At 52.6% G+C, this 24,524-nt stretch carries 18 protein-coding genes and 7 pseudogenes; 15 read left to right on the top strand and 10 right to left on the bottom strand.

Going from position 1 to position 24,524, the window contains the following annotated elements:
* The 3 genes from ACZAHD_RS09770 to ACZAHD_RS09780 all read left to right on the top strand — a co-directional run.
* Nucleotides 1-1,009, top strand: a 1,009-nt coding sequence (locus tag ACZAHD_RS09770) for an efflux RND transporter periplasmic adaptor subunit (protein ID WP_462456589.1), incomplete at its 5' end; no start/stop codon positions are given.
* Entirely contained in the window at nucleotides 1,009-4,071 is a 3,063-nt protein-coding gene (locus ACZAHD_RS09775; RefSeq protein ID WP_462456590.1) for an efflux RND transporter permease subunit, read from the top strand. The genes ACZAHD_RS09770 and ACZAHD_RS09775, both read left to right, overlap by 1 nt.
* Nucleotides 4,072-4,109: 38 nt before the next feature.
* On the top strand, nucleotides 4,110-5,033 hold the full coding sequence (locus tag ACZAHD_RS09780) for an acyltransferase (RefSeq protein WP_462456613.1): 924 nt from the start codon (nucleotides 4,110-4,112) through the stop codon (nucleotides 5,031-5,033).
* Between the two features lie 28 nt (nucleotides 5,034-5,061).
* Here ACZAHD_RS09780 and pagP read toward each other — a convergent pair whose 3' ends face one another.
* The 4 genes from pagP to ACZAHD_RS09800 form a co-directional block, all read right to left on the bottom strand.
* Nucleotides 5,062-5,637 (bottom strand): lipid IV(A) palmitoyltransferase PagP, encoded by a 576-nt coding sequence (gene pagP, locus ACZAHD_RS09785; protein WP_462456591.1) that lies wholly within the window; start codon nucleotides 5,635-5,637, stop codon nucleotides 5,062-5,064.
* 234 nt (nucleotides 5,638-5,871) lie between these two features.
* Nucleotides 5,872-7,389 carry an alpha/beta hydrolase gene (locus ACZAHD_RS09790; protein ID WP_462456592.1) on the bottom strand — a complete coding sequence of 506 codons (1,518 nt, stop codon included), beginning with the start codon at nucleotides 7,387-7,389 and terminating at the stop codon, nucleotides 5,872-5,874.
* A gap of 591 nt (nucleotides 7,390-7,980) precedes the next feature.
* Nucleotides 7,981-9,051 carry a catabolic alanine racemase DadX gene (dadX, locus tag ACZAHD_RS09795; RefSeq protein ID WP_462456593.1) on the bottom strand — a complete coding sequence of 357 codons (1,071 nt, stop codon included), beginning with the start codon at nucleotides 9,049-9,051 and terminating at the stop codon, nucleotides 7,981-7,983.
* Nucleotides 9,052-9,060: 9 nt separating this feature from the next.
* Nucleotides 9,061-10,359: a D-amino acid dehydrogenase gene (locus ACZAHD_RS09800; protein ID WP_462456594.1), complete on the bottom strand. Its 1,299-nt coding sequence runs from the start codon at nucleotides 10,357-10,359 to the stop codon at nucleotides 9,061-9,063.
* A gap of 322 nt (nucleotides 10,360-10,681) precedes the next feature.
* Between ACZAHD_RS09800 and ACZAHD_RS09805 the strand changes: the two genes are divergently transcribed.
* Nucleotides 10,682-12,214 carry a SpoVR family protein gene (locus ACZAHD_RS09805; protein ID WP_462456595.1) on the top strand — a complete coding sequence of 511 codons (1,533 nt, stop codon included), beginning with the start codon at nucleotides 10,682-10,684 and terminating at the stop codon, nucleotides 12,212-12,214.
* Nucleotides 12,215-12,269: 55 nt separating this feature from the next.
* Here ACZAHD_RS09805 and fadR read toward each other — a convergent pair whose 3' ends face one another.
* On the bottom strand, nucleotides 12,270-12,989 hold the full coding sequence (gene fadR, locus ACZAHD_RS09810; RefSeq protein WP_462456596.1) for a fatty acid metabolism transcriptional regulator FadR: 720 nt from the start codon (nucleotides 12,987-12,989) through the stop codon (nucleotides 12,270-12,272).
* 227 nt (nucleotides 12,990-13,216) lie between these two features.
* On the opposite strand from fadR, the pseudogene nhaB reads away from it, so the two are divergent.
* From nhaB to ACZAHD_RS09830, 4 genes and pseudogenes are all read left to right on the top strand, one after another.
* Nucleotides 13,217-13,752, top strand: a pseudogene (nhaB, locus tag ACZAHD_RS09815) (sodium/proton antiporter); the annotation flags it as partial.
* 134 nt (nucleotides 13,753-13,886) lie between these two features.
* Nucleotides 13,887-14,417: a disulfide bond formation protein DsbB gene (dsbB, locus tag ACZAHD_RS09820; RefSeq protein WP_462456597.1), complete on the top strand. Its 531-nt coding sequence runs from the start codon at nucleotides 13,887-13,889 to the stop codon at nucleotides 14,415-14,417.
* 117 nt (nucleotides 14,418-14,534) lie between these two features.
* Nucleotides 14,535-14,878 (top strand): annotated as a pseudogene (locus ACZAHD_RS09825) (TehB-like domain-containing protein).
* A 241-nt stretch (nucleotides 14,879-15,119) separates the two neighbouring features.
* On the top strand, nucleotides 15,120-15,668 hold the full coding sequence (locus ACZAHD_RS09830) for a hypothetical protein (protein WP_462456598.1): 549 nt from the start codon (nucleotides 15,120-15,122) through the stop codon (nucleotides 15,666-15,668).
* A 461-nt stretch (nucleotides 15,669-16,129) separates the two neighbouring features.
* On the opposite strand, the pseudogene ACZAHD_RS09835 reads toward ACZAHD_RS09830, so the two are convergent.
* Nucleotides 16,130-16,275: pseudogene (locus tag ACZAHD_RS09835) on the bottom strand (type II toxin -antitoxin system TacA 1-like antitoxin); the annotation flags it as partial.
* 165 nt (nucleotides 16,276-16,440) lie between these two features.
* Between ACZAHD_RS09835 and ACZAHD_RS09840 the strand changes: the two are divergent.
* Nucleotides 16,441-16,944 (top strand): DUF1003 domain-containing protein, encoded by a 504-nt coding sequence (locus tag ACZAHD_RS09840; RefSeq protein ID WP_462456599.1) that lies wholly within the window; start codon nucleotides 16,441-16,443, stop codon nucleotides 16,942-16,944.
* A 183-nt stretch (nucleotides 16,945-17,127) separates the two neighbouring features.
* A pseudogene (locus ACZAHD_RS09845) lies at nucleotides 17,128-17,338 on the top strand (hypothetical protein); the annotation flags it as partial.
* 65 nt (nucleotides 17,339-17,403) lie between these two features.
* Here ACZAHD_RS09845 and ACZAHD_RS09850 read toward each other — a convergent pair.
* Nucleotides 17,404-19,092, bottom strand: coding sequence for a thiamine pyrophosphate-binding protein (locus tag ACZAHD_RS09850; RefSeq protein WP_462456600.1), 1,689 nt, complete (start codon nucleotides 19,090-19,092; stop codon nucleotides 17,404-17,406).
* Between the two features lie 375 nt (nucleotides 19,093-19,467).
* Here ACZAHD_RS09850 and ACZAHD_RS09855 point away from each other — a divergent pair.
* Nucleotides 19,468-19,699: pseudogene (locus tag ACZAHD_RS09855) on the top strand (phage integrase family protein); the annotation flags it as partial.
* 127 nt (nucleotides 19,700-19,826) lie between these two features.
* Here the strand turns inward: ACZAHD_RS09855 and ACZAHD_RS09860 are convergent.
* Nucleotides 19,827-19,961, bottom strand: a complete 135-nt coding sequence (locus tag ACZAHD_RS09860; protein WP_462456601.1) for a hypothetical protein — start codon at nucleotides 19,959-19,961, stop codon at nucleotides 19,827-19,829.
* Nucleotides 19,962-20,620: 659 nt separating this feature from the next.
* Here ACZAHD_RS09860 and ACZAHD_RS09865 point away from each other — a divergent pair.
* The 4 genes from ACZAHD_RS09865 to ACZAHD_RS09880 all read left to right on the top strand — a co-directional run bounded on the left by ACZAHD_RS09865 (nucleotide 20,621) and on the right by ACZAHD_RS09880 (nucleotide 23,537).
* Nucleotides 20,621-21,562, top strand: coding sequence for a LysR family transcriptional regulator (locus ACZAHD_RS09865; protein ID WP_462456602.1), 942 nt, complete (start codon nucleotides 20,621-20,623; stop codon nucleotides 21,560-21,562).
* Nucleotides 21,563-21,693: 131 nt separating this feature from the next.
* Nucleotides 21,694-22,500, top strand: a complete 807-nt coding sequence (locus tag ACZAHD_RS09870) for a class I SAM-dependent methyltransferase (RefSeq protein ID WP_462456603.1) — start codon at nucleotides 21,694-21,696, stop codon at nucleotides 22,498-22,500.
* 375 nt (nucleotides 22,501-22,875) lie between these two features.
* Nucleotides 22,876-23,211: a hypothetical protein gene (locus ACZAHD_RS09875; protein WP_462456604.1), complete on the top strand. Its 336-nt coding sequence runs from the start codon at nucleotides 22,876-22,878 to the stop codon at nucleotides 23,209-23,211.
* Nucleotides 23,148-23,537, top strand: coding sequence for a PilZ domain-containing protein (locus ACZAHD_RS09880; RefSeq protein ID WP_462456605.1), 390 nt, complete (start codon nucleotides 23,148-23,150; stop codon nucleotides 23,535-23,537). Before ACZAHD_RS09875 ends, ACZAHD_RS09880 begins: the two co-directional genes overlap by 64 nt.
* A 470-nt stretch (nucleotides 23,538-24,007) precedes the next feature.
* On the opposite strand, the pseudogene ACZAHD_RS09885 reads toward ACZAHD_RS09880, so the two are convergent.
* A pseudogene (locus ACZAHD_RS09885) lies at nucleotides 24,008-24,148 on the bottom strand (transposase); the annotation flags it as partial.
* A gap of 57 nt (nucleotides 24,149-24,205) precedes the next feature.
* A pseudogene (locus tag ACZAHD_RS09890) lies at nucleotides 24,206-24,347 on the bottom strand (replication protein P); the annotation flags it as partial.
* Between the last annotated feature and the right edge of the window lie 177 nt (nucleotides 24,348-24,524).

Genomic DNA, 24,524 nt, shown 5'->3' on the forward strand with positions numbered 1-24,524 from the left:
GCCGTTGCCGCGGATGGTGAAAGCCGCTGAGGTCACCGCGGTAGGGGATTCACAGCAGCGTGTTTTCCCCGCACGCATTGAATCCGGGGACTCGACGGATCTCTCTTTTAAACGCGGCGGCCTGGTGGAATCGATCGACGTTCGCCAGGGGGCGAACATTACGCAAGGACAGGTACTCGCCCGCCTCAACGCGCGGGAAGCCCAACAGCGTTTCAATGAACGACAAACCGCCGCCACGCTCGCGCAGCGGCAGTTCGACCGCTTTCAGACCCTCGCCGGTCGCCAGGCTATTTCAAAAGCAGAAATGGACATCCAGCGCGCCAGCCGCGACTCGGCAAATGCCGCGCTGAAAATTGCCCGTGAAGAACTTGACCAGATGACGTTAAACGCGCCGTTTAGTGGAGTCGCGGCCAGCGTGCCGGTGCGCAATCACCAGGTGGTCGCCGCCGGGCAGACCGTGGTTACCCTGACGCGTAACGATCTCCTTGACGTGGTCTTTAGCATCCCGGAAAACCTGTTTACTGCCTTTGATATTCGCAACGCGCAGTATCGCCCGATAGTGAAAATCAACGCCCTGCCGGATCGCCAGTTTACTGCCCAGTACAAAGAGCATTCCGGCAGCAGCGACAATCATACCCTTACGTGGCAGGTGATTTTGACCATGCCGCGCCCGGCTGATTTCCCTGCGGTGGGTGGCGTCAGCGGGACCGTGACGGTGAATCTGGCCAATCTGCCCGCCAATGCGGGTCGCGAGGCGCTGGTGGTGCCGGTTGAGGCGGTGTTCAATCCCGATAATCATCCGCGCAATGAGCCGCACGTATGGGTGATTAAAGGAGATGGCGAACAGTTGCATCTTGAAGATCGCAAAGTGAGTGTCGGGCAGGTCACAACCCAGGGGGTGATCATTACCGATGGACTCAGCGCCGGCGAGCGCGTTGTAGCAGCGGGCGTAAGCGAACTGCATGCCCAGCAGCCGGTTCGAATCTGGACGCGTGAACGAGGACTTTAATGGATATCTCTCGCCAGTTTATTAATAATCCCGTTCGTGTCTGGTTAACCATTCTGCTGTTGGGCATTGGCGGTATTTTCGCCCTGCTCAATATCGGCCGTCTGGAAGATCCGGCTTTTACCATTAAAACGGCGGTGGTCATTACCCACTATCCAGGCGCATCGGCGCAACAGGTCGAAGAAGAGGTCACCCTTCCGCTGGAAAATGCCCTGCAACAACTGCCCTATCTGGATAACGTCAGCTCTATTTCGTCCAACGGCCTCTCGCAGATTACCGTTAACATCGCCTCGAATTACCACTCCAATGAGCTGCCGCAAATTTGGGATGAGCTGCGGCGCAGGGTGGGCGACGCGGCCCGTCTTTTCCCTCCGGGTGTGGTTACCCCCTTCGTGAACGATGATTTCGGCGACGTGTTTGGCTTTTTCTTTGCCATTTCCGGCGACAGTTTTACCAATCCAGAGCTGGTGAGGTATGCCGAGCAGTTGCGTCGGGAGCTGGTACTGGTGCCCGGCGTGGGCAAGGTCGCCATCGGCGGCGCAATCCCCCAGCAGATTAATATTGATATCTCCTTACCCAAAATGGCCGCCCGCGGCATTACCCTTAATCAGCTTTCCGCTCTTCTCAGTCGCCTGAACGTCGTTTCCAGCGCCGGGGAGATTAAATCCGGTAGTGAGTCTATTCGCCTGCATCCAACGGGGGAATTTGAGAATATCGACGAACTGAGCGACCTGCCGATCAACCCGCACGGTACGGGGGCAGCGACCCGGCTGCGGGATATTGCGACGATCTCACGCGGGTTGAGCGAATCCCCGTCCAGCATCTATCACGCCAACGGCCGCCAGGCGGTGACCATGGGCGTTTCGTTCATTCCCGGCGTTAACGTCATCGATGTGGGTCACGCGCTGGAGGCGAAGCTGGCGCAAATGTCGGCGGAAAAACCCGCCGGGATTCACCTCGACCTGTTCTACGATCAGGCGGCTGAAGTTGGCCACTCGGTTAACGGCTTTATCACTAATTTCTTAATGGCGCTGGCCATTGTTGTCGGCGTTCTGCTGATCTTTATGGGCGTGCGCAGCGGGATTATTATTGCGTTCTCACTGGCCCTTAACGTCCTGGGTACACTGCTGATTATGTACCTGTGGGGGATTGAGCTACAGAGGATCTCGCTGGGGGCGCTCATTATCGCCCTTAGCATGCTGGTCGATAATGCCATCGTGATTGTCGAAGGGGTGCTGATTGCCCGTCAGCAGGGGTCAACGCTGCTGACCGCCATCAACTATGTTATCCGCCGTTCCGCCCTGCCCCTGCTGGGGGCAACGGTGATTGCGATCCTCGCCTTCGCGCCCATCGGCCTGTCGCAGGACTCGACGGGGGAGTATTGTAAATCGCTGTTCCAGGTGCTGCTCATCTCCCTGATGCTCAGCTGGTTCTCGGCACTCACCATTACTCCGGTGCTGATCAAATGGTGGCTGTTTAAGGGCGCGGTATCCCCGACGCCGGCCGTTGAGGCCGATCCTTACCGCGGACGCTTTTACCGCAGCTATCAGCGGATCCTCAACACCCTGTTGCGGCAAAAAACCGTCACCCTTGCGGTGATGGCAGCGCTGCTGGTCGGCGCAGTCTGGGGATTCGGATCGGTACGGCAGAACTTTTTCCCCTCATCCAATACGCCTATCTTCTTTGTTGATCTATGGCTGCCCTACGGCACCGATATTGCCTCCACGGAAAAAATGGCCAGCGATATCGAAACCGCGATTAACGGCCAGCCTGGCGTAGTCACCACCGTGGCGACCGTCGGTCAGGGCAGCATGCGTTTTATCCTCACCTACAGCGGCCAGCGGCAGTACAGCAACTATGCGCAGATCATGGTTCGCATGGACGACCAGCGCAGCATTGACGCCCTCACTCGCCACGTGGATGCCTATATTGCCCGTCACTATCCGCAGGTGAACGCCAGCAGCAAGCGGGTGATGTTTGGTCCGTCCGGCGACAGCGCAATCGAGGTGCGTATTAAAGGTCCCGATCCTGACAGATTGCGGTTGATAGCCAGCCAGGTAAGTACGATCCTCACGGCGGATCCGGCCGTCGGCAGCGTGCGTAACGACTGGCAAAACCGCAGTAAAACGATCCGCCCGCAGTATTCACCCACCCTGGGCCGCGAGCTGGGCGTGGATAAACAGGATATCGACAGTGCGCTGCAGATGAACTTCACCGGCAGCCGCGCCGGACTGTACCGCGAAGGCGCCGATCTGTTGCCGGTCGTGGTGCGCCCGCCGAACGCCGAACGTCAGGATGCTAACCATCTGCAAAACGTGCTGGTGTGGAGCCAAAGCCGTCAGCAGTACATTCCGCTGAGCAACGTCGTCAGCGGCTTTAACCTCGAATGGGAAGACCCGTTAATTCTCCGCCGCGACCGCAGTCGCGTACTCACGGTGATGACCGACCCCGACCCGCTGAGCAATCAAACCCCAAGCGATATTCTCGCGCGGGTCCAGCCGCAGATTAACGCGCTTAGCCTGCCGCACGGTTACAGTATTGAGTGGGGGGGCGATGCGGAGAACTCCAGCGAAGCGCAGCAGGGACTGTTCACCACCCTGCCAATAGGTTATCTGGTGATGTTTGTCATCACCGTGCTGATGTTCAGCTCGCTGAAAAATGCCATTGCCATCTGGCTGACCGTGCCGCTGGCGCTGATCGGCGTGACGCCGGGCTTTTTAATGACCGGCATTCCTTTCGGCTTTATGGCGCTTATCGGTTTGCTCAGCCTGAGCGGAATGCTTATCCGTAACGGCATCGTGCTGGTTGAAGAAATTGAACAACAAAAACAGCAAAAGCCGCAGCACGAGGCGATTATCTATGCGGCAACCTCGCGCTTACGCCCTATACTGCTCACGGCCTTTACCACCGTGCTCGGCCTGGCGCCGCTGCTGTTGGACGTATTCTTCCAGAGTATGGCGGTTGTTATCATGTTCGGGCTGGGTTTTGCGACCATTCTGACGCTACTGGTTCTTCCGGTAATTTACGCCTGTTTCCACCCTAAGGATAGGCAGCAACCACAATGAACACCACCGGGTTAAATATTATTAAAACGCTGGGATGCATGACGGCGGTCACCTTCTTTACTATCTACAACACCTGGGATCGGTATGATTACGACTATCATTGGATCCTCGGTTTTCTGACCTTTATCTCGACCATCGCCACGCCACTGTTTTTTGTGGTGGCGGGCTATCTTGATGCTCAGTCCCGACATAGCGCGAGCTGGCAGATGGGGAAAATTAAAAGCGTGGTGATCGTCTTTCTTTTCTGGATGACGATTTACTACCTCTGGGAGCCCTACCAGCGCGGCTATCTTATCCAGCCATGGTTTGTCTTCGCCTTTATTGTGATTTATACCTTCCACCCGCTAATCGAGTGGCTAAGCCTGCGAAGAAGGATCTTCTTTAGCGTGGTGTTTGTGTTACTGCTTTTCTCCTATGGTTACGACCTGCTGTCGGTGCTGTATCCCAACGTTCATGCGTTAACTCTGGCGCCGCAATATCGTCTGTGGACCTGGCTGTTGTTCTATTTAACCGGCCAGTTGTTTAATGACCCGCTGGTCGTGCGCTGGCTTAATCGCGATAACGTGGTCAAAGCCGCAATGTTTGCCATCCCCTTTATTTATCTTTTCACCTGGTTTTATGAGCGCCATTTCTTTTTCACCCTGTTCAAGGCCGACAGAAATGCGTTCATTCTCACTGGTTCGCAAATTTATATTCTGGTTGTCGCGCTGGTTATCGCGGCCAACGGCGTCCGTTTCCGTAAAAACAGCGAGTTTAAAGAGAGTATTCTGGCGGCAATCAGCAAAACAATGACCGGGGTTTATATCCTCCATTACTCCATTTTTCATCTCCTGAGCACCCTGATCCCAATCGGTTCGCTGACCACAAAATTAATGCTGATTGCCCTGACGTTTTTGGTCTCGGTATTGATTTCAATGCTGGCGTTATCCCACTCCGTCGCTAAAAAAGTGATCACCCTTTAATTCACCGACGGTCTGCCTGGCTCCGGGTTTAAAAGCCATAGCGCAGCCAGGCAAACAGGACGTTACCGTTATTGTAGGTGCCAGGAATATAGGTGAACTGTACGCTAAGTCGCCGATAGCTTGCGGAAAATAAGGGCAGAATAATCGGTAAGGGTACGTAATTCGCGAAATCATCACGGGCGGTGATCCCGGCGGTCACGCCGAGGCCGAGGCGGAAATCCTGGCGGCTATCCAGATACCAGCCCTTCTCCCAGCCGTAGCCGACTATCGGCTGCCACTTGTTATGCGAATCCTTAAACATCATGGCATACAGTGAACTCCAGTCGCCATCATCGTGATAGCGAGAGACGCCAAAGCCGCCGCCCCAGGGCATCTCATTGTAGTTGTCCGTTTTCTCTTTATCGTAGGTTAACCGGTTGTGCCAGCTGAGAAACGGCAGATACAGGTCATAATTTTGCGGTTGATTCCAGGTTTGCGAAACATCATTTTTGAGCCAGTCCCACCAGCCGCTGATGCGCTGTTCGCCGTAGACATGGTCTCCAGCCTGTACCGCCGTGGCGAAAATAATCAGGCTACCCCACACTACCCGCCGACAATATTGCATAGTTTTTTCCTTAAAAAAATCACCGGTAATCATTCAGTCCGGGAATGATAAATACGCTTTGCCAATGTCGCAGGCGCCTGTTTGCTGGTCATCCGCGCCTCTGATGACAGGGATATAAAGCAAGACCTCAGCGCGACAAGCGATCCCATTTCTGGATTGAGGCATCCCCACAACGCGGATGGAATTATTGGTCTGCACAGCCCGGAAAATAAACGGATCGCCTGTGCATTATAATCATAATCCCGTTTCAGGCGAAGACGAGAAAGCACCGTCAATATGTTGCTGAATACGGTCCATCATAAATGGGAAGAATGGGTTGGAGGTTACGCGCATTAGCGTGTCCAGACCGACGCTGAGGGTTGAGGTCTCTCCGCGTAGCGAAATGGTTCCGATACTTATGCCGTACAGGTTCTTCTCCGTCGGCTCACGGCCGTACAGAGAATCGTTCATCGGAAAGGGGACCGCGACGTGCGAGAGCGAATACATATCCTGTGGCCACGCGATGTTTAGCCGCGTCACTTGCTCCTCTTTCTCCCCTGCAGGCGTGGTTCGCGCGACAGTATCGTACGTTGTGGGCGAGGCATTGGTAATCACCGTTGTGCGATAGCGGCGCGGTGCTGGCGGCAATAGCGTGTTGAGCGCAGAGTAGACCGCAGGTCGAAACAAGGCACGCAAATTCGCCGCCTGGTTGATATCAAAAATCACCAGCTCACTGCCGTTTTCCGGCAAATAGCGATACAGCGAATCCACTACGGCCCTGGTGCTGACAGTGGAGTCCATCACCGACTGAAAAGTCAACACCGGGGCAAGCGCAGCAAGCCGCTGGCTGCGGGAGTCCTGGACAATTTTCTCCTGCAACGCCTGAGTTAACAGCCACGACTGTCGGGCTGCCTTCACCGGAAATGAATTGTATTTATAAGGATTAAATTCAGGCACCACGTTAAGCCATGCCGCCCGCGCAAAAGCAGGAAACACCGCCGGTAGCCCCGTCAGTCCAGCAAAACGGGCAAACGCCGTCACCCCGATCATCGGCGACAGCAGGACTATCTGCTGCGGTTTCGGTAAGGCGTTATCATCCAGCGCGTCGAGCGCATATTTCAGTGCCAGCGCGCCGCCGTTGGAATAGCCGATAACATGTAGCGGGACGTTCGTCCCGGCCAGTCGGGTGGCTTCGCGTACCGCCAGTCGCGTTGTCGCCATCCACTGCTGCCAATCAACGGTGGTCAGCGAACCCGGCGCAGTACCGTGCCCCGGCAACCTCGGCACTACGGCAATGAATCCCTGTTGCTGGTAGGCTTTTGCCAGATAGCGCACGCTGTACGGCGAGTCCGTCAACCCATGAAGCAACACCGCAGCGCCGCGCGGCGTCCCCTCGGGCAGCAGCACAAAGGAACGATTCCAGTCAGGTTGAAATTGTGCCGGGTAGACCTGACTTTGGGCATAAAAACGATTAAGCGGCGTTTTTTCATCATCATGAAGGGTATTGGTCAGCTGAATTCTCATCTCATGAAAAATCGCCTCTTCTCGCGCCAGATAGCCAGCGAAGGTCGTGTGGTCAATCTCCGCCATCGACATCTCATCAGCAGACCAGGTATGCCACGGATGCAGTGCAGGCCCACGCTGCGTTTCGTAAATACGCCCGGCAATAAAAACGGTAACAACGATAAGCAGAGCAATCGCTATTTTTTTCGCCAGCGAGGCCACTTTCACACCAGCTTTAATCAGGGGGCGGGTAAAACTTATCATTGGCATATCACTGTCCGTTTGGTTTTCTGTACATGACGACCGTTGTCTCGCTGGTGCATTGTAGTCATGTGATGGACATTGTTTCCAGAAGTTGTCGGTCGCTGATGTTGACTGTCTGCATTCACCGTGGGACCACTATCGGTAGGGGAGGTATCGGTATTGCTAAATTTGTCTGACAGCGTCTCGATGTTTGATGACTCTGTCGGTGGAGCACAACATCTCTGGGTCTGGGGTCTGGGGTCTGGGGTCTGGGGTCTGGCGTATGCCATGTCACCCGACCGCTCGGGCCATCCACGCATGTCATGCAGGAAGCCTGCGCTAAGCCGATCGTAGCAGGCAACGGAATCGAATCAAGGAGCCAGGTGGCTATCAAGCGACACGCGGTATTGCTGGCAGGCCTTCGGGGGGTGAACCGACGTGTGCAGTTATGAGGATGCGAAGCGTACCGGCGCCGCAGAGATCTTACTGGTGGGGATGTCCCCAGGCTGACGACCACATCGGTTTGCTTTGACGGCTGTTAGCGGAAAGCCAGAATTCCAGTCATTGACTGAAATTCTGGCTCACAAGCACGGAGAATGGCGCCGCTTACGGAAGAAATTACCCGCTCACTACCGGAACGCGGGGCGCCAGCGCGCACATCAGCTCATAGCCGACGGTGCCGCAGGCGCTGGCGACATCATCAATTTTGATCTCCTTGCCCCACAGCTCGACCGGCGCACCAATCCCAGCCTGTGGGCAAGGCGTGAGATCGACCGCCAGCATATCCATTGAAACCCGGCCCACCGTGCTGGTCCGTACGCCGTCAACCAGCACCGGCGTACCGTCCGGTGCCACGCGCGGATAGCCGTCGGCGTAACCGCAGGCCACAATTCCGATACGCTGCTCGCCGGACGCCCGATACCGCCCACCGTAGCCAACCACTTCGCCTGCCTTCAGATTCTGCACGGCGATGATTTCGCTGCTGAGCGTCATCACTGGCTTGAGGCCGCTATTGGCGACATCCTGCCATTGGCCGGAAGGCGATGCGCCATACAGTACAATACCCGGTCTCACCCAGTCGAAATGGGCTTCAGGATGCCACAGCGTCGCCGCCGAGTTAGCGAGCGAACGCGAGCAATCCAGCCCTTCCGCCGCCTGCTCGATACGGCGCATCGGCTCAATAATACCCTGCGGGTTTTCCGCATCGGCAAAATGCGACATCAGCGTCATTTCGCTGACGTTGTTCAGCGCCCGCAACTGTTGCCAGACGGTATGGATGCGATCCGGCATAAAGCCGAGACGATTCATACCGCTGTTGACCTTGACATAAATATCCAGCGGCGCATGGAGCTTCGCCTGCTGAAGCGCCTTAATCTGCCAGTTGCTGTGTACGCTGGTGGTCAGGCGGTATTTATCAAACAGCGCCAGCTCATCGGCGTGGAAGAACCCTTCGAGCATCAGAATCGGCCCTTTCCAGCCGTGCTCGCGGAGCAGAATAGCCTCTTCAAGGTTGAGCATCGCGAAGCCATCTGCGCCGCTCAGCGCGCTCCAGACACGCGACAGGCCGTGACCATAGGCGTTGGCTTTCACCACCGCCCACAGGCGCGAGGCGGGCGCCGCCCGCCGGACAATCTGCAAATTCTGCCGCAAGGCCGGCAAATCAATACTGGCCAGTACAGGACGGGACATGAAGACTCCTTAGTTATGAACGCCGTGCAGATGCTGAGCGCGTGCCGGAGTAAAGCCGGGGCTATAGCGCGCGACGGCCAGATCATCGTACGGAATGGCCGGTGTACAGCCTGAGATCAAATCACTGAGCAACTGCCCGGAACCGCAGGCCATCGTCCAGCCCAGCGTGCCATGCCCGGTGTTCAGCCACAAATTCTTATACGGCGTGCGGCCCACCACCGGCGTGCCGTCCGGCGTCATCGGACGCAGCCCGGTCCAGAAGGTTGCCTGCTCGACATGGCCACCGCGCGGGAACAGATCACGGACCACCATCTCCAGCGTTTCCCGACGCGGCTTCAGCAGATCTTTATTAAAACCGACGATTTCCGCCATTCCGCCCACGCGAATGCGCTGGTCAAAGCGGGTAATGGCGATTTTGTAAGTTTCATCAAGAATAGTCGAAACCGGCGCGCCGTCCTCCTCGGCAATCGGAATGGTCAGCGAATACCCCTTCAGCGGATAGACCGGAATGTCCACCAACCCTTTCAGCATCGCGGTAGAGTAAGAACCAAAGGCCATCACATAGGCATCGCCTTTGATTATTTCAGCGCCGCATTTCACACCGGCAATCTGTTCGCCTTCATACAGTAGCGCATCCACCGAGGTATTAAAGCGGAAGGTGACGCCCGCCTCCGCCGCCATGGCCGCCAGACGCGTGGTAAACAGTTGGCAATCGCCGGTTTCATCATTGGGCAGACGCAGACCGCCGGTCAGCTTGTGGCTGACCTCGGCCAGCGCGGGCTCCACTTCCAGCAGACGTTTCGCTTCCAGAAGCTGGTATGGAACGCCGGCATCTTCCAGCACGGCAATGTCGCGGGTAGCGTTTTCATACTGCTTTTCGGTTCGGAACAGCTGCAATGTGCCGCCCTGACGGCCCTCATACTGGATCCCGGTGCTCTCACGCAGCGCTTTCAGGCAGTCGCGGCTGTATTCCGCCAGACGCACCATCCGCCCTTTGTTCTCCATATAATGGCGGGTGTTACAGTTGCGCAGCATTTGCCACATCCATTTCAGCTGGAACTGCGTTCCGTCAAGACCGATAGCCAACGGCGCGTGACGCTGGAACATCCATTTGATGGCCTTCAGCGGCACCCCCGGTGCCGCCCACGGCGCAGCATAGCCCGGAGATATCTGTCCGGCATTAGCGGCGCTGGTCTCTTCCGCCGCCCCGGGTTGACGATCGATAACCGTCACCTCGTGCCCCGCCTGGCTTAAATACCATGCACTTGCAACCCCAACCACCCCACTTCCCAGAATGACGACTCGCATAGCGACTCCGTAATAGTTAAAGAACAATCATCTAATTACAAATTGATAACTCAGTTGAAAATATTATTCAACATACGCTTTATTTATGGTGACTTTACTCACAGCACACCGCACCACAACTGACCCTATAGATTTACTATCTCCTGCTGCGCTTCATTTTTACTCAGAATAATATTCTGCAATATTGGATTGATAAGGCCTTTAAGATTGCGAAATCGCGAAGAAAAGAAATTGTCGGAGGGCGACAGTTTGTCATCCTCTGTTCTATGATTGATAAGAGGCTTTCCGTACAGAGAGAGCCACCTACAATGAGGGCGCGCTAATGGCTACGATTGATTCCATGAACAGGGACACCACTCGTTTAAGCGATGGACCCGACTGGACTTTTGAACTGCTGGAAACCTACCTTGCCGAGGTTGACCGGGTAGCGAAGCTGTACCGTCTCGATACCTATCCGCACCAGATTGAAGTCATTACTTCCGAGCAGATGATGGACGCCTACTCCAGCGTCGGCATGCCTATCAACTACCCGCACTGGTCGTTCGGTAAGAAGTTTATCGAAACCGAGCAGGCATATAAGCACGGTCAGCAGGGACTGGCCTATGAGATTGTGATTAACTCCAATCCCTGCATCGCCTATCTGATGGAGGAGAACACCATAACCATGCAGGCGCTGGTGATGGCCCATGCCTGCTACGGTCACAACTCTTTTTTCAAAAACAACTATCTGTTCCGCAGCTGGACCGACGCCAGCTCAATCATTGATTATCTTATTTTCGCCCGTAAATACATTACCGACTGCGAAGAGCGCTACGGGGTGGATGAGGTTGAGAAGCTCCTCGACTCCTGTCATGCCCTGATGAACTACGGCGTCGATCGCTACAAACGCCCGCAAAAAATCTCGTTGCAGGAGGAGAAAGCGCGGCAGAAAAGCCGGGAAGAGTATCTGCAAAGCCAGGTGAATATGCTGTGGCGCACCCTGCCGAAGCGGGAAGAAGAGAAAACCATTGAGTCTGCCCGCCGCTACCCTTCAGAGCCGCAGGAGAACCTGCTGTACTTTATGGAGAAGAACGCGCCGCTGCTGGAACCGTGGCAGCGCGAAATACTGCGTATTGTACGCAAGGTCAGCCAGTATTTTTATCCGCAAAAACAGACCCAGGTGATGAACGAGGGGTGGGCCACCTTCTGGCATTACACAATCCTCAATCATCTTTATGACGAAGGAAAAGTGACGGAGCGCTTTATGCTGGAGTTTCTGCACAGCCACACCAACGTGGTGTTCCAGCCGCCCTATAACAGCCAGTGGTATAACGGGATTAACCCGTACGCCCTGGGCTTCGCCATGTTCCAGGACATTAAGCGTATATGCCAGTCGCCGACCGAAGAGGATCGCTACTGGTTCCCGGATATCGCCGGCTCTGACTGGCTGGAAACGCTGCATTTCGCGATGCGTGATTTTAAAGATGAGAGTTTTATCAGCCAGTTCCTGTCGCCGAAGGTCATGCGTGATTTCCGCTTCTTTACGGTGCTGGATGACGATCATAATAACTACCTGGAGATCTCCGCTATCCATAACGAGGAGGGGTATCGGGAGATCCGCTCGAAGCTGTCCGCCCAGTACAATCTCAGCAACCTCGAACCGAATATTCAGGTGTGGAGCGTCGATCTGCGCGGCGACCGTTCTCTGACGCTACGCTATGTACCACACAACCGCGTCCCGCTGGATAAAGGGCGTCGGGAAGTGCTCAAGCACGTACATCGTCTGTGGGGGTTTGATATCCTGCTGGAACAACAAAATGCCGATGGCAGTATCGAACTGCTGGAGCGCACCCCGCCGCGCCAGAACCCGCTGTAAAACGATGAAAAAATGCCCGACATCTTGCCGGGCATTTTTATCGCGTCGGTATGCCTTAACGCATACCAATGACTAATTCACCCGGCATGGCTTTCTGCATCCGGTGCCAGATCTCGCCGCTGTCATGACCGTAGCGACGGACAATCTCGTAAACCTTCTCGTGCAGCCCTTCTTCGCACACTTTCGTCAATTGATGATAAAAGCCCAACGCCAGGCTGCGCGCTTCCGGGTTGGCGAAATAGTGACGCCCAATGCGGGTGTACAGCCCTTTCATTCCGTTAAGGATCAGGCCATAAATCGGGTTACCGGAGGCGAATGCCAGGCCGCGGAAAATGTTGTAATCCAGCTCGGCAAACGCGTCGGCGTGATCTTCGACTTCCCGTGCGCTGGCAAGCACTTCCAGCGCATTATCGGGATGCTGGCGGAACGCAGTACGGATGAAGATGGTCGAGATGTTGGTACGTACCGACAGCAGGTTATCGATCAGTTGCGGAACGCTGTCATGATCAAGACGCGCCAGAGTTTCGAGAATATTCAGCCCGGACGTTTCCCAGAAATTATTCACCTTTGTCGGTTTGCCGTGTTGAATCGTCAACCAACCGTCACGAGCCAGACGTTGCAACACTTCGCGTAAGGTAGTACGGGTTACACCAATGAGTTCAGAAAGTTCACGTTCGGCGGGAAGGATGGTGCCTGGGGGAAAACGATTATTCCAGATACTCTCAATGATATACTCTTCCGCGAAACCCGCAGGGCTTTGCGCCTTAATGACCATAGTTAGATTTCCATTACACAGCGTTGCAAATTCCACTCATCATACCAGAGCCATTATAGAGCAGATAGCGCCAGGAAGTAATTAAAAGGGGATCATCGTTTCATTTTCAACTTTTCGTTACCCCGCCATTGCGGGAATGCGAGGCTAAGTCAGTTGCTTCCCGTTTTGCTCGACTGGTAACCTTGCGAATAGTTTTGCGTAAAATGATGTCATTAATTTGACGGGAAGAGAAAACCAAACGGTTCGGCTACGGCGAGCCGCTGCCGCCAGCGGTACGCAAGGTGTTTCGGGCGTTCGACGATCGCAGCCGCCAGCAGCGCAGCCGTCAGGATCGTCTGCGGTTGATTGCTCAGGAGATTATCGGCATCTGGCTGGTGACCGCGCTGGCGATGCACTTCGCCGAAGTGGGGCTGATTGGCCAGTCGGTGATTATTCTGGCTACGACCTTTTCCTGCGTCACCGATGAACACACCATTGGTAAAGCCTTTACCGAAGCACTGCCGTTCATGACCCCGCTGGCCGTATTTTTCACCATAGTGGCGGTGATCATCGACCAGCATCTGTTTGCGCCGGTGATTCAGTTTGTCCTCCAGTCACGGCCAGGCAGCGTTTCTGTTTCTGCTGACCTCTGCGCTGGCGCCGCTGATTCGCCTCTCCTACGGTCGTATGGTGTGTAGGGCAGCTGTGTGTTGAATCGACATTGATGCCTGTAACTCAGTGGATGCTCGATCGCCCGTGGATCGTGACGCCTCTGCTTCATTAAATGCCAGGGAGACTCTCCGTCCCTCACCGGCGGAGAATCAATATTCTTTTACGTAATATTTTCGGGCTTGCTGCTGGCGTCGGTGCGGTTTTCGTTTACACTGCCATGATTTAGCATGTTCCAGGGAAATGACTATGTTGCGATATTTAAACCAGTGCTCAAGGGGACGCGGAGCCTGGCTCCTGATGGCGTTAACCGCTTTTATCCTTGAATTAGTCGCGCTGTGGTTCCAGCACGTGATGTTGCTGCAACCCTGTGTGATGTGTATTTATGAACGTTGTGCATTACTAGGCATTATGGGCGCCGGTATTGTCGGGGCCATCGCGCCAAAAACGCCGTTGCGCTATGTGGCGCTGGTGATCTGGCTGTACAGCGCGTTGCGCGGACTGCAACTGGCATGGGAACACACCATGATTCAGTTGCACCCTTCCCCGTTCCAGACCTGTGATTTCGCTGCTCATTTTCCGACGTGGCTGCCGCTGGATAAATGGATCCCGCAGATGTTCGTCGCCAGCGGCGACTGCTCCGTTCGTCAGTGGCAGTTTCTGACGCTGGAGATGCCACAGTGGCTGGTGGGGATCTTCGCCGCCTATCTGCTCGTGGCGCTGTTGGTGCTGATTGCTCAGCCTTTCAAGCCTAAAAAGCGCGATCTTTTCGGCCGCTAAGTGGGTGAGAATAAAAACGCTCCTTCAGGGGGCGTTTTTTTGCCTGTTGATTGACGACATCGCTACATAAAACGCATATTAAACCCATCTTATGTTATACCCACTCAGGATCTGACGATGTCTCACCTGCGTATTCCTGCTCACTAGAAAGTTAAACGCTCCACCCCGTTCTTCACTAAACAGAACGTTCCCGCCGCTCTGCTCAGCCATCACAATACCGCCGCCTGCGTTTTCGCCCAGCTTGCGTGATGGAAGGAACCGTTACCTATTATGGCTTTGCCGATGAGCAGGCAACCAAGCCGGAAGTTAAAGTAGTGATTAACGCCGGCCAGTTTGCCTCCAGCCCGCCACAGTACTGGCATCGTATCGAGATGAGCGATGATGCGCAGTTCAATATCAACTTCTGCGTTGAAGAAGAGAGCCTGGGAGAACACGGGCAGTTTCACGCGCAGAAAGCCTGATCCGGTCATCTCGGTGGTGCCAGCCCGGAGGCCTTTGAACAGGCCTCACCGTGAGGACAGGAAATGTCTGCTCAGTCCTGTCGGTTAAACCTGTGCTGATTCATGATGTTGTAAACTCATCTCACCACCACATCCAGTATCGTGCATCTGTCGGGTGTGCCGAAGTATGCTAAAATTTACACAGCTAAAAACCAAGGATAAGCTGTCATAATTTTCAGTACCTTAGTCAATGTGAGGGAGTATGGAGAGTGTGCGATATAAACAGGATATCCGGAAACGATATTCTACATGGCTGTGGTGCGGAAGTTTATATTTGGTTACATGGCATTGTGTTGCAGATGAAATAAACCTGTACTCAATAAATACGGGCTCATACGTTTATCATTTAACGCACAATCACGGGCAGTATACTGAGAATTTTGAAAATAACTTTATCTCCGTTGAACGAAAATTTTCGGATGATTCAAAAAATAGTTTTGTGCTAGGCACAATGAAAAACAGCTTTAATGACAGATGTCTGGCTGCAGGCATTAGAAGAGATTGGGCTGAATGGGATAACGGCTGGGTTTTCAAAGGGATATATGGATATGTCGGTGAATTTTTCTTTGATGCTTTCAGTGATTGCGGCGATCATGGCTCATACCATGATTTTAAGAAAGTGACAGGAATAGGTTTTTCTCCCTATATATATCATGGGTTTCAGTATAATTTTACTTCTTATTTTGGGATGGATGTTGGCCTTATCATACCCTCAGTATTTGTCATTACGGCACAGTGGAGCTTTAGATAAATTCGACAGCCGCGATAGTGCAAGCAATCGTATATGCAGAATGCGGCGCCGGAGATTGAGAAATATCCCTATGGCGTAGGGAAACCGCCCTGTTAGTCGGGGTTCTTGTCGCCCATCCGGATAGCGCAAAACGTCGATTTCCAGAAATGCGCCAGATGCGATGCCGTATTACCAGGCAATCCAGATGCATTAACCGGGCGCGTCCAACCTGTACTTTAGCCGAACGGGTATTGGCACAGAGCGTCTGGCTATTCGTCTCCTGCATCGCACGACCTAACGACGTGTTGTCATACAAGACAACCTGGTTACCAACAAAGCTGACCGACCATTCCGCTTCCGCAATCTATCGTGGAAGCTTCAAGTAACGTGTTCGCTCTTGTATTCATCGGGCACCGCCTTTCCACTGACGAACTCAGCCAGTTGGTGGGAGCGGGATAACGACTCTGGCGCCGCTACACGTCTCACTGAGGTTTCCTTGCCAATAGTTTATAAGGAACGAGATCATCCTCGACCGGGGCATCGAGCATATCGATGAACTCTGCATATTGTTCGTCGTCAAAATTGAATACACAGCTTCAAGGCTCACGTCCTCGGCAGCCTGACAGGCCACTGATACCAGTGCAACCGTAAGTGAGTCAATGTGCGATATGCCGTCACGACAGCTAACGTATAACATACTTAGCGTATTTTCTCGTACGATAGGGCTTCAGCTCCCACTGATGTCAAAAATTTTGGCGGTCCGGTAAATCTCCCCAACAGGATAGTTTTTAATATGCATACAGATAAAAAATTTCGTTTATATCACCCCTTGAAGGGTATAACGCATACTTTTGGCGACGAATGGTTTGCGTTAAAAGCAGAAGCCTTCGCGCGTTTTTTTGGTACGCCGACATTTCTGATTGGACAGACTATCGCGGTGATCGTGTGGATTGTTCTGAACGTTACTGGCGCCGTGAAGTTTGACCCCTATCCTTTTATTTTACTTAATCTGGCGTTCAGTATACAGGCTGCTTATGCAGCTCCGCTGATCCTGTTGGCGCAAACCCGACAGGCCGAACGCGATCAGGCGCATGCGCTGGCGGATGCGCAACACCGCGAAGATCTGGATGACGCGATGACGAAGCGCCAGATGCTCGCGGAGGAGCAATCAGTACAACTGTTGGAATTGCTGAAACAAAATACGCAGTTGACGGAACTGACCCGGCAAATGGCCGAGCGTATCGAAACGCTCACCGTGCAGCTTGCGCAGCGCGAATTTCACGGACAACAGAAATAGATGGTCGCAATCTGGAGGTCGTTTGCCAGCAAAGCAGTTAAGGTCATCAAGCCGCGAATATTGCTCTTGTAAACAATCGGCTGGAGACCAGGACACATTGTGTGCTCCGGGGACGGCTGGATCGTTCAGCAATAGATTGACCGGCTCCCCATTGATTAACATACCGCGATGTCAGCAATGTTCTTCATCAGTATCATGCCGAAAACCAACAAACAGGTTAACAGCAGTAAAGAACCATACGGAGGTCTTCGAACATGACTACAAATGGCATCCGACGCCACGGGAATATCTGCGGCGGCGAACCCGTAAGGGCTTAAGTGATAAAAAATGTGTGAAAAACAGGGGACAATCCAATAGCTATCGGCAAGTTCCTGGGCCGCTATTTTGCGCGTAATGCCTCTTTCAAAAAAATCGTCACACCGCGACGGCCGTTGCTGACGTCCCCCCATTCTGAGCGAGTTAGCTGGTGCTGACCATAATCTCAATCAACCCGGGTTTTCCGCTGGCAATAGAGGCCTCAATGGCCGGCGCAATATCCGCAGCACGGCGAATGCACTGTGTTGTTAACCCCATGGAGATCGCCAGCGCCTGGTAATCGATCTTCGGCTGGGTGATATCCATGGCGACAAAAGTATTCGTCTGCGCGGAGGTATAGTGCTGCTGGCTGCGCATAAAATTTTTCAGGATGTTGTATTCCTGATTATTCATCACCACAAAGGTAACCGGAAGGTTTTCATGCGCCGCGCTCCACATCGCCTGCGGTGAGTACATGGCGGCACCATCGCCAACCAGACACACCACCGGTTGACGACCACGCCCAAGGCAGTAGCCAATAGCAGCCGGCATTCCCCAGCCTAAAGCCCCGCCGCGCATAAAACCGTACTGGCCGGCCTGATCGCTGGAGAGAAATTGGCGCACCAGCGAGGAAACGCATAATGCTTCATCCACAATCGCGACATCCGGGCCAATCGCACGCACCGCCTCATGGGCGGCCACCAGCGGAGCGATCGTCGGTAGTCCGAACTTCGCCTGCACCTCTTTCTCCAGCGCTTCGCGCGCCCACTGCTTCTCATCCCGCGCGCGTACAATCAGATCGTTGTATCGTTCGCGCTGCGCGGCCGTGGCGCTCTCCAGCATCGGCAACATCGCGTTGAGCGATACCTTGATATCTCCCACTACCGAGAGCCGCGTCGCATAAGATCGCCCGAGATCATTCACGTCGGCAGAAAGTTGGTACACCGCGCAATTGTCCGGCACGGCCGGGCCTTCACTGTAGAGGATAGTAATTAACGACTTCCCGCCTAAAGCAAAAATTGCCTGATAGTTTTGCAGGATCTCTGCGATGCCGCGCGCCGTGGTGGGCATATTGCCACGCCACAGAGGGTGTGATGTCGGAAAAGGGATGCGCGAAGGCCAGGATGAACCGTAAACATGCGCGCCCAGGAGCTCAGCAACCTGCTGAGTCTCTGCTGAAGCGTGACTACTATAAATCTCATCACCGGCAATCAGAGCCACTTTACCGGGTTGATATTCTGCCAGGAGCTTCGCGAGATACGGCAGCGAGCCGCCTGTCGCTCGTCGATCGATCTGCGAGGGTTCGCCAATCGCTACATCGCAGACTTCATCCATAATGTCCATGGGTAGCGCGAGAAATACCGGTCCGCCTGGGGCGGCATTCGCGTCGTGAAATGCCCGCCGAATCAGCACCGGCAGCTGGGCCGCATTAGAGACGTTTTCCGCCCATTTCACCGCAGGGGCCGCGATGCTGATCAGATCGTCATACAAAAGCGGATCGCTGATAGCGTGACGCGTATCTTGTTGCCCGGCAGTCACGACCAGCGGCGTTTGTGAGACCTTCGCGTTAAGCAGGTTGCCCATTCCATGCCCCAGCCCCCCCGCCGTATGCAGATTAAGGAACCCCGGTTTTCCCGATGCCTGCGCATAGCCATCCGCCATTGCTACAGCACTGGCCTCCTGCAGGGCAAGAATATATTTTAGTGCCGGATTGCGTAACAGGGCGTCAATCAACGGTAATTCGGTAGTACCTGGATTGCCGAAAATGTACTCCACCCCTTCGCTGGATAAGGTTTCCAGCAGAACATCTGCTCCGCGTCGACGTTGCAGCGCGGCCGTCGTGATAACACTCATCGCTTAGACTCCATGAATTGTTGTTCTTCGCCAGTGCCGCTAACACGGTTGATCACCACCCCTTTCACTCCTTCTGTGACATCTGGCTGAGACGAAACTCAAATGCCGCCAGTTTTTTACCGCGATAGCCTGTAGTACCTGCTCAAATACCGTGTAGCCACCCTTAACATAGTCTTTTCCACCTTTGCTGGCGATCGCCCCATGACGTTGCAGGTACAAAAACAATACCACCGGGGATCGCGCATCGTCATTCTCTTCAGGCGTCGCCCGCAAAAGAGCGCGAATGCACCGTTCTGCCAGAATGTGTTCACGCAGGTCTGAACAGGAACCTAAAGCCGGGGGAATGATTGCTGTCCAGAACGGTGATCCGCAGCCAGGCTCGAGCGCACCCGGTTGGGCGAAGCGGTTGAGACCACCGCGACCCGACAGAGTGGCATTCTCTGTGCCGGTCACTGCGCACACGTTTCATCACTCTTAGGCTATGCACATGCTGTACGCCGGTATTCCGCTTAAAGTTGTGCAGTCCCCCAAATCGGGTTCCTCAACCGATATCGATGCGAAGGGTTTGCGCCCGATGCCGGAGGCTGAAGCAGTGGCAATGATGAGAACCACCGATGCTGCCACGCCAGGAGACTGGCTTAACCGTTCCCTGGCCTCGGGCGTGACCCGACGCCGGATTAAGGTTATAACACCCCCCGTCCCGAGAACCGCCAGAAATTGAAGACAGAAAACCGTTAATGATATTCAGGACGCGTAAATTTCTGGTGGAGGATGGCAATTTCTGCTGGCCTTCCACCCACTTCTGTTTCCAGAAATGCATCGAAAGAACCATAGTGTACATCGATTCCGTAAAATAATTTGTCCAGCATATCCCCTTCCATTACGACAGCATTGCGTATTTTATCGGGGGCGTTCCGTTCACCGCTGCAAATTTCCTAAATTGCTTATTCTGTGGGGATTGAATAAAGAGGCTTGTAGATTTAACGCGCTGATAGACCGTGGAATCGGGGTTATTCCGGTCAGGCTGGAGATACTCATTCGATGCCACAAAACCTTTTTTTATGGTTTCATCTGTCTCGCCTAATGTTTTGAGCGCCAGAGTTGTGCCCACTCCCGTCCCGCCTCGCCATCTTCAGATTTATATCCGCCGATATTCCGTGTCTTAAGCGTCCCGGCCATTGAAATAAAGCGCTGCTACTCCCCTACATTCTGCTAGAATGTTTTTTCAGTAGCAGCCATTGACACTAAAATGAATTCAGCCCGCAGCACATTAATAAATAAAACTCCACAAAATCACCTTGTCATATTATTTGAGTGGCGACCGATAATGTTCAAACTTTTCCAGGCATGGCGAGCATCAATGACTAAAATTTAATGACAGTTCATAATTCTTCATCCAGTATTATGAATATATTTTTATTCTATTGTCGAAACAGGAGATTAAAGCGTTTTGTATCCAACAATCCCATGGCTTAAATTTATGCCGTATGATATTGGTGGACTAAAGGTACGTAAAATATATAATTAGTTGTATGATGATATTTTCTTATACCTGGAAGAGGTTGCCTTGGAACTTCGCCACCTGAGATATTTCGTTGCTGTTGCAGAAGAAGAGCATATGACCCGTGCGGCTCAACGTCTCGGTATCCAGCAACCCCCACTGAGTCAGCAAATACGTGACCTGGAAACTGAACTTGGTGTTGAATTGTTTGAGCGCGCACCACGCCGGATCAAACTGAATACAGCCGGGGCAGTGTTTCTGGTCAAAGCACGCCAGTTGCTGGCACAGGCTGATGAAGCTGTGCTGCATGTCAGGAAAAGTGCACGGGGAGAGCTTGGCCGTATCGCCGTGGGTTACACAAGCTCAGCCGCAATGCACGAAGCGGTACCTGCGCTTCTGAAAGCCTTCAGCACGCATTATCCCCTTATTACTCTGAATGTAACGGAGAACAATACGCGAACATTGCTGGAAGCCGTCAGGGAGCAGAAACTCGACGCCGTCTTCGTGCGATCGACGGTCACGCGCTATCCCTCATTACTCTCGGTTTTGCTGGATGAAGAGCCCATGGTCGCGGCTTTTCCTTCGGATCATCCGATGGCGAGTGCGGCAGGACCAATCAGTATGGATATGCTCCGCGAGCAGCCCTTTATACTATACCGCCAGGCCGATGGACCCGGTGTGCAGGACCGATTGCTGGCAGCGTGCCGGTCCGCCGGGTTTGAATTGAACGTGACTGAAGAAGTTCCTCGTCTGCTCTCAGCAGTGACCCTTGTTGCTGCCGGAAAAGGGGTGTCCTTATTGCCCCAGACTCTGAAATGCATTCTGAACAGAGACGTGGTATACCGGCCGCTGGCTGGCGCTCATGCGTTTACCACACCTCTTACGCTTGCTTACCGTGAAACACCTTCAGATTCGCCACTCGGTCGACTGGTAAGCTTAGCCAGAGCGCGAGGACTCAAACCGTGCTGAAGAATGTATGGACTGAGCAGATTTTTATTATGATACTTTTTTAGTATTAAAATAGAATTTTTAATATATTTTACAGCTTATCAATTACCCTTTACCCTATTTCCATCTCATACCACGAAGGAGGTGGAAATATGAATATTGACTTCCATTCAGAGAAAAATAAATACACCTATACAGGAAGGACGGCTCATCAAGACTGGACGAAAACCATTGTTCAGTTGATATCCCCTCAGGGCCTGAGGATAGCTGACATCGGCTGTGGTGGGGGAATTTACTCCGCAGCCTGGGCAAGGCTGGGGGCGGCAGAAGTGGTCGGTATCGACTTCTCTGAGCAAATGATCACAGCAGCAAATGAAAACCGCCACAACGCCCTTAATGTCTCTTTCCGGCAAGGCACGGCAGAGCATACCGGACTGGCCGCGGAAAGCGTGGACATCGTTTTTGAGCGCGCACTGATTCACCACCTCCCTGAACTGAACGACTGCTTTTCTGAAGCGTTCCGTGTTCTCTCCCCCGGAGGCAGTGTGATCATACAGGACCGGACGCCAGAGGATGTGCAGACCCCTGGCTCGAAAGAGCACATCAGGGGTTACTTTTTTGAGCTTTTCCCCCGACTCACCGAAATAGAGATTCAGCGCAGGCCGGAAAATCAACGGGTATGTGATGCGCTAAAAACTGCAGGTTTTACCGGTATGACATCCGTGACCATCTGGGAGACACGGCGAATCTATCAGCATTTCGAACAGTTGGCGCAGGACTTGCGGATGCGTACGGGTCGATCCATTCTGCATTATCTGAATGATGATGAACTCGGCCAACTTATTCATCATATCGAACAACACATTGAAGGTTCCGGGCCGATCGTCGAGAAAGACCCGTGGACAATCTGGTTCGCAAAGAAAGCAGCGCAATCGCCTGGTCATCAGGATGATTTCTGACAATCAACTAAGTGGTCTGCAAGCTGCCACATTTGTAATTTCATGCCAGTGCGACCACAACGGGTTTGAGAACGAATAAAACTTTACGCATGCGGATTTCCTTCGTTGGTAGCATGAGCATGTTAGACGGTTTCTCAGCGAGAACGACTTATTTTAATGAGATACATACTACATGAATAGTAAGGATATCATATTGTACTTTATTCTTATTTTACTCTGGCTATAAACGATATAATTCAACGCCGCATTAATCGTATTCCTCTATTTATTTGAAAAATAATACAGGATGAAACCATGATTTTTAATAGCATATATCATTAAAGCATAAAAAATATGATAAAGAAAATTGTCTTACCGCATTGTCAGAATGATAATATGTCAGAAGGGATTTCTAAAAATGCCAAATACGAAATCATCGCTATTCTGAGAGAGGAACTCAGAATTCAATCCAAAGTATATTTACATTGCAATGGAGAAAGCTGGCAAACGACCTTCAAAAGGCTTGACGGCTCAATTTTTTATCTAAATTTACCATTATCTCCATCTCTGTTATCGGCAGAGCCTGGTTATTTTTTTATTATTTACAGCCCAGCAGGTAAAATAGCGTTTACTACAAATAACCTTTTTTTTGATAGCGCGGAGGGACCATGTTTTTTATTCCTGATACTATCAGCGTGCTGCAGCGCAGAATACCTTATAGAATGCAGGTAAATTTTAATACCGATTTCTATTGCTCTGGCCGCCACAAAAATGGTACGACTTACAAATACTACTTAAGTGATGTATCTGAAGGGGGGTGCTCTTTTATATCCCCTCAGCCATTATCTTCCTTTATAAAAAATGGCAACAACTTAAGCAATGTTGAGTTGAATCTTGGCAGTCATGGGAAAATTATCATTAATTTAAAAATAAAAAGCACCTTGCCATTAAACGATGATGAAAAACATAATGAAGAAAATTTCAAGGTGTCATGCATGTTTTTATTTAACGACAAGAAATGTCAAAGTAAAACTGAAAACATCGTTTTCAGTTACTAATTGAAAGTAAATTAAAAATGAAACGTTTTTTAATCTGACTCATTGCAATGATCCGTTTTTAATCTATTTTTATCGCAGGAAAATATCTGGTATCTGGTCGGTAAGAACTGCAGTGGTAAGTATCTCAATAAAACCCACCATTCGCTTTTAGAGATCTTCAGGCATTACTTTTTTGTTCCCTGGACGTTAGCTACGTATAAGATCCGATTCACTGAACACCAAACCATCGCCGTTCTTTAATCCGTGGATGCGGACATTCCGTCAAGGATGCCTGTCGCGAGACCATCATTTCGTTAGCCAGAAAACACCGTGAAGGATAAATATGGCGGAATGGCAGCAAAAGACCTTCAGACGAGGATCGTCGCCTGCTACCGATCTTTGCCGACATGCGTCTGGAAAAGGGTGAGTAAATAGACGTCATCGAAAGCCTGAGCTCACTAGCTGATGTCGATGCTCAGGCATACTGCTCGGCTGTTCTCCGGTTTCCACTTGTAGAGACTGCGCGAAGAAACACCCGGCCAATCGGAGACCTTAGCGACGGAATAGCCGATTTCCATTATTCACCGGATGGCTTCTTCTCTAAATTCAGGTGTAAATCGAGGTGCGTCCATACGTTTCTCCTGTGCTCAAACGATAGCGCAGAACCGTCTCCCGGGGAGAGGCAGTCCATTTTGGTACCGGGAGATGACCATCCAATGCAGGGCATTTGATTTCCACGGACGGGGCTCGGCAGCAGCGACGTTTTCCGATTTGCACCAGGCGGGAAACTGACCTGGTGAGGGAGAATAGGCGTTTCTGTCGGCGGGTAACCCCAGTTTCATCGCCTCACCGAGGGGGCACAAATCTGCACAGATGGTTTACAACGTTGACGGCAAATGGATAGCTGATAACAACAGTAAACAAATGGCAATTCTCACTGCAAATTGAGGAGGTTTACCCCATCCATGCCCCAGAGACAAAATCAGTAACCACCTTCCCCTTTCATTT

It is taken from the genome of Raoultella sp. (assembly GCF_039594335.1).
Lineage (GTDB): Bacteria > Pseudomonadota > Gammaproteobacteria > Enterobacterales > Enterobacteriaceae > Klebsiella.

What these genes read in the sequence shown, in the direction of transcription:
- ACZAHD_RS09775 (WP_462456590.1), top strand. Translation starts at nt 1,009, where the DNA reads ATGGATATCTCTCGCCAGTTTATTAATAATCCCGTTCGTGTCTGGTTA.
- ACZAHD_RS09780 (WP_462456613.1), top strand. Translation starts at nt 4,110, where the DNA reads ATGACGGCGGTCACCTTCTTTACTATCTACAACACCTGGGATCGGTAT.
- pagP (WP_462456591.1), bottom strand. Translation starts at nt 5,637, where the DNA reads ATGCAATATTGTCGGCGGGTAGTGTGGGGTAGCCTGATTATTTTCGCC.
- ACZAHD_RS09790 (WP_462456592.1), bottom strand. Translation starts at nt 7,389, where the DNA reads ATGCCAATGATAAGTTTTACCCGCCCCCTGATTAAAGCTGGTGTGAAA.
- dadX (WP_462456593.1), bottom strand. Translation starts at nt 9,051, where the DNA reads ATGTCCCGTCCTGTACTGGCCAGTATTGATTTGCCGGCCTTGCGGCAG.
- ACZAHD_RS09800 (WP_462456594.1), bottom strand. Translation starts at nt 10,359, where the DNA reads ATGCGAGTCGTCATTCTGGGAAGTGGGGTGGTTGGGGTTGCAAGTGCA.
- ACZAHD_RS09805 (WP_462456595.1), top strand. Translation starts at nt 10,682, where the DNA reads ATGGCTACGATTGATTCCATGAACAGGGACACCACTCGTTTAAGCGAT.
- fadR (WP_462456596.1), bottom strand. Translation starts at nt 12,989, where the DNA reads ATGGTCATTAAGGCGCAAAGCCCTGCGGGTTTCGCGGAAGAGTATATC.
- dsbB (WP_462456597.1), top strand. Translation starts at nt 13,887, where the DNA reads ATGTTGCGATATTTAAACCAGTGCTCAAGGGGACGCGGAGCCTGGCTC.
- ACZAHD_RS09830 (WP_462456598.1), top strand. Translation starts at nt 15,120, where the DNA reads ATGGAGAGTGTGCGATATAAACAGGATATCCGGAAACGATATTCTACA.
- ACZAHD_RS09840 (WP_462456599.1), top strand. Translation starts at nt 16,441, where the DNA reads ATGCATACAGATAAAAAATTTCGTTTATATCACCCCTTGAAGGGTATA.
- ACZAHD_RS09850 (WP_462456600.1), bottom strand. Translation starts at nt 19,092, where the DNA reads ATGAGTGTTATCACGACGGCCGCGCTGCAACGTCGACGCGGAGCAGAT.
- ACZAHD_RS09860 (WP_462456601.1), bottom strand. Translation starts at nt 19,961, where the DNA reads ATGCTGGACAAATTATTTTACGGAATCGATGTACACTATGGTTCTTTC.
- ACZAHD_RS09870 (WP_462456603.1), top strand. Translation starts at nt 21,694, where the DNA reads ATGAATATTGACTTCCATTCAGAGAAAAATAAATACACCTATACAGGA.
- ACZAHD_RS09875 (WP_462456604.1), top strand. Translation starts at nt 22,876, where the DNA reads ATGTCAGAAGGGATTTCTAAAAATGCCAAATACGAAATCATCGCTATT.
- ACZAHD_RS09880 (WP_462456605.1), top strand. Translation starts at nt 23,148, where the DNA reads ATGTTTTTTATTCCTGATACTATCAGCGTGCTGCAGCGCAGAATACCT.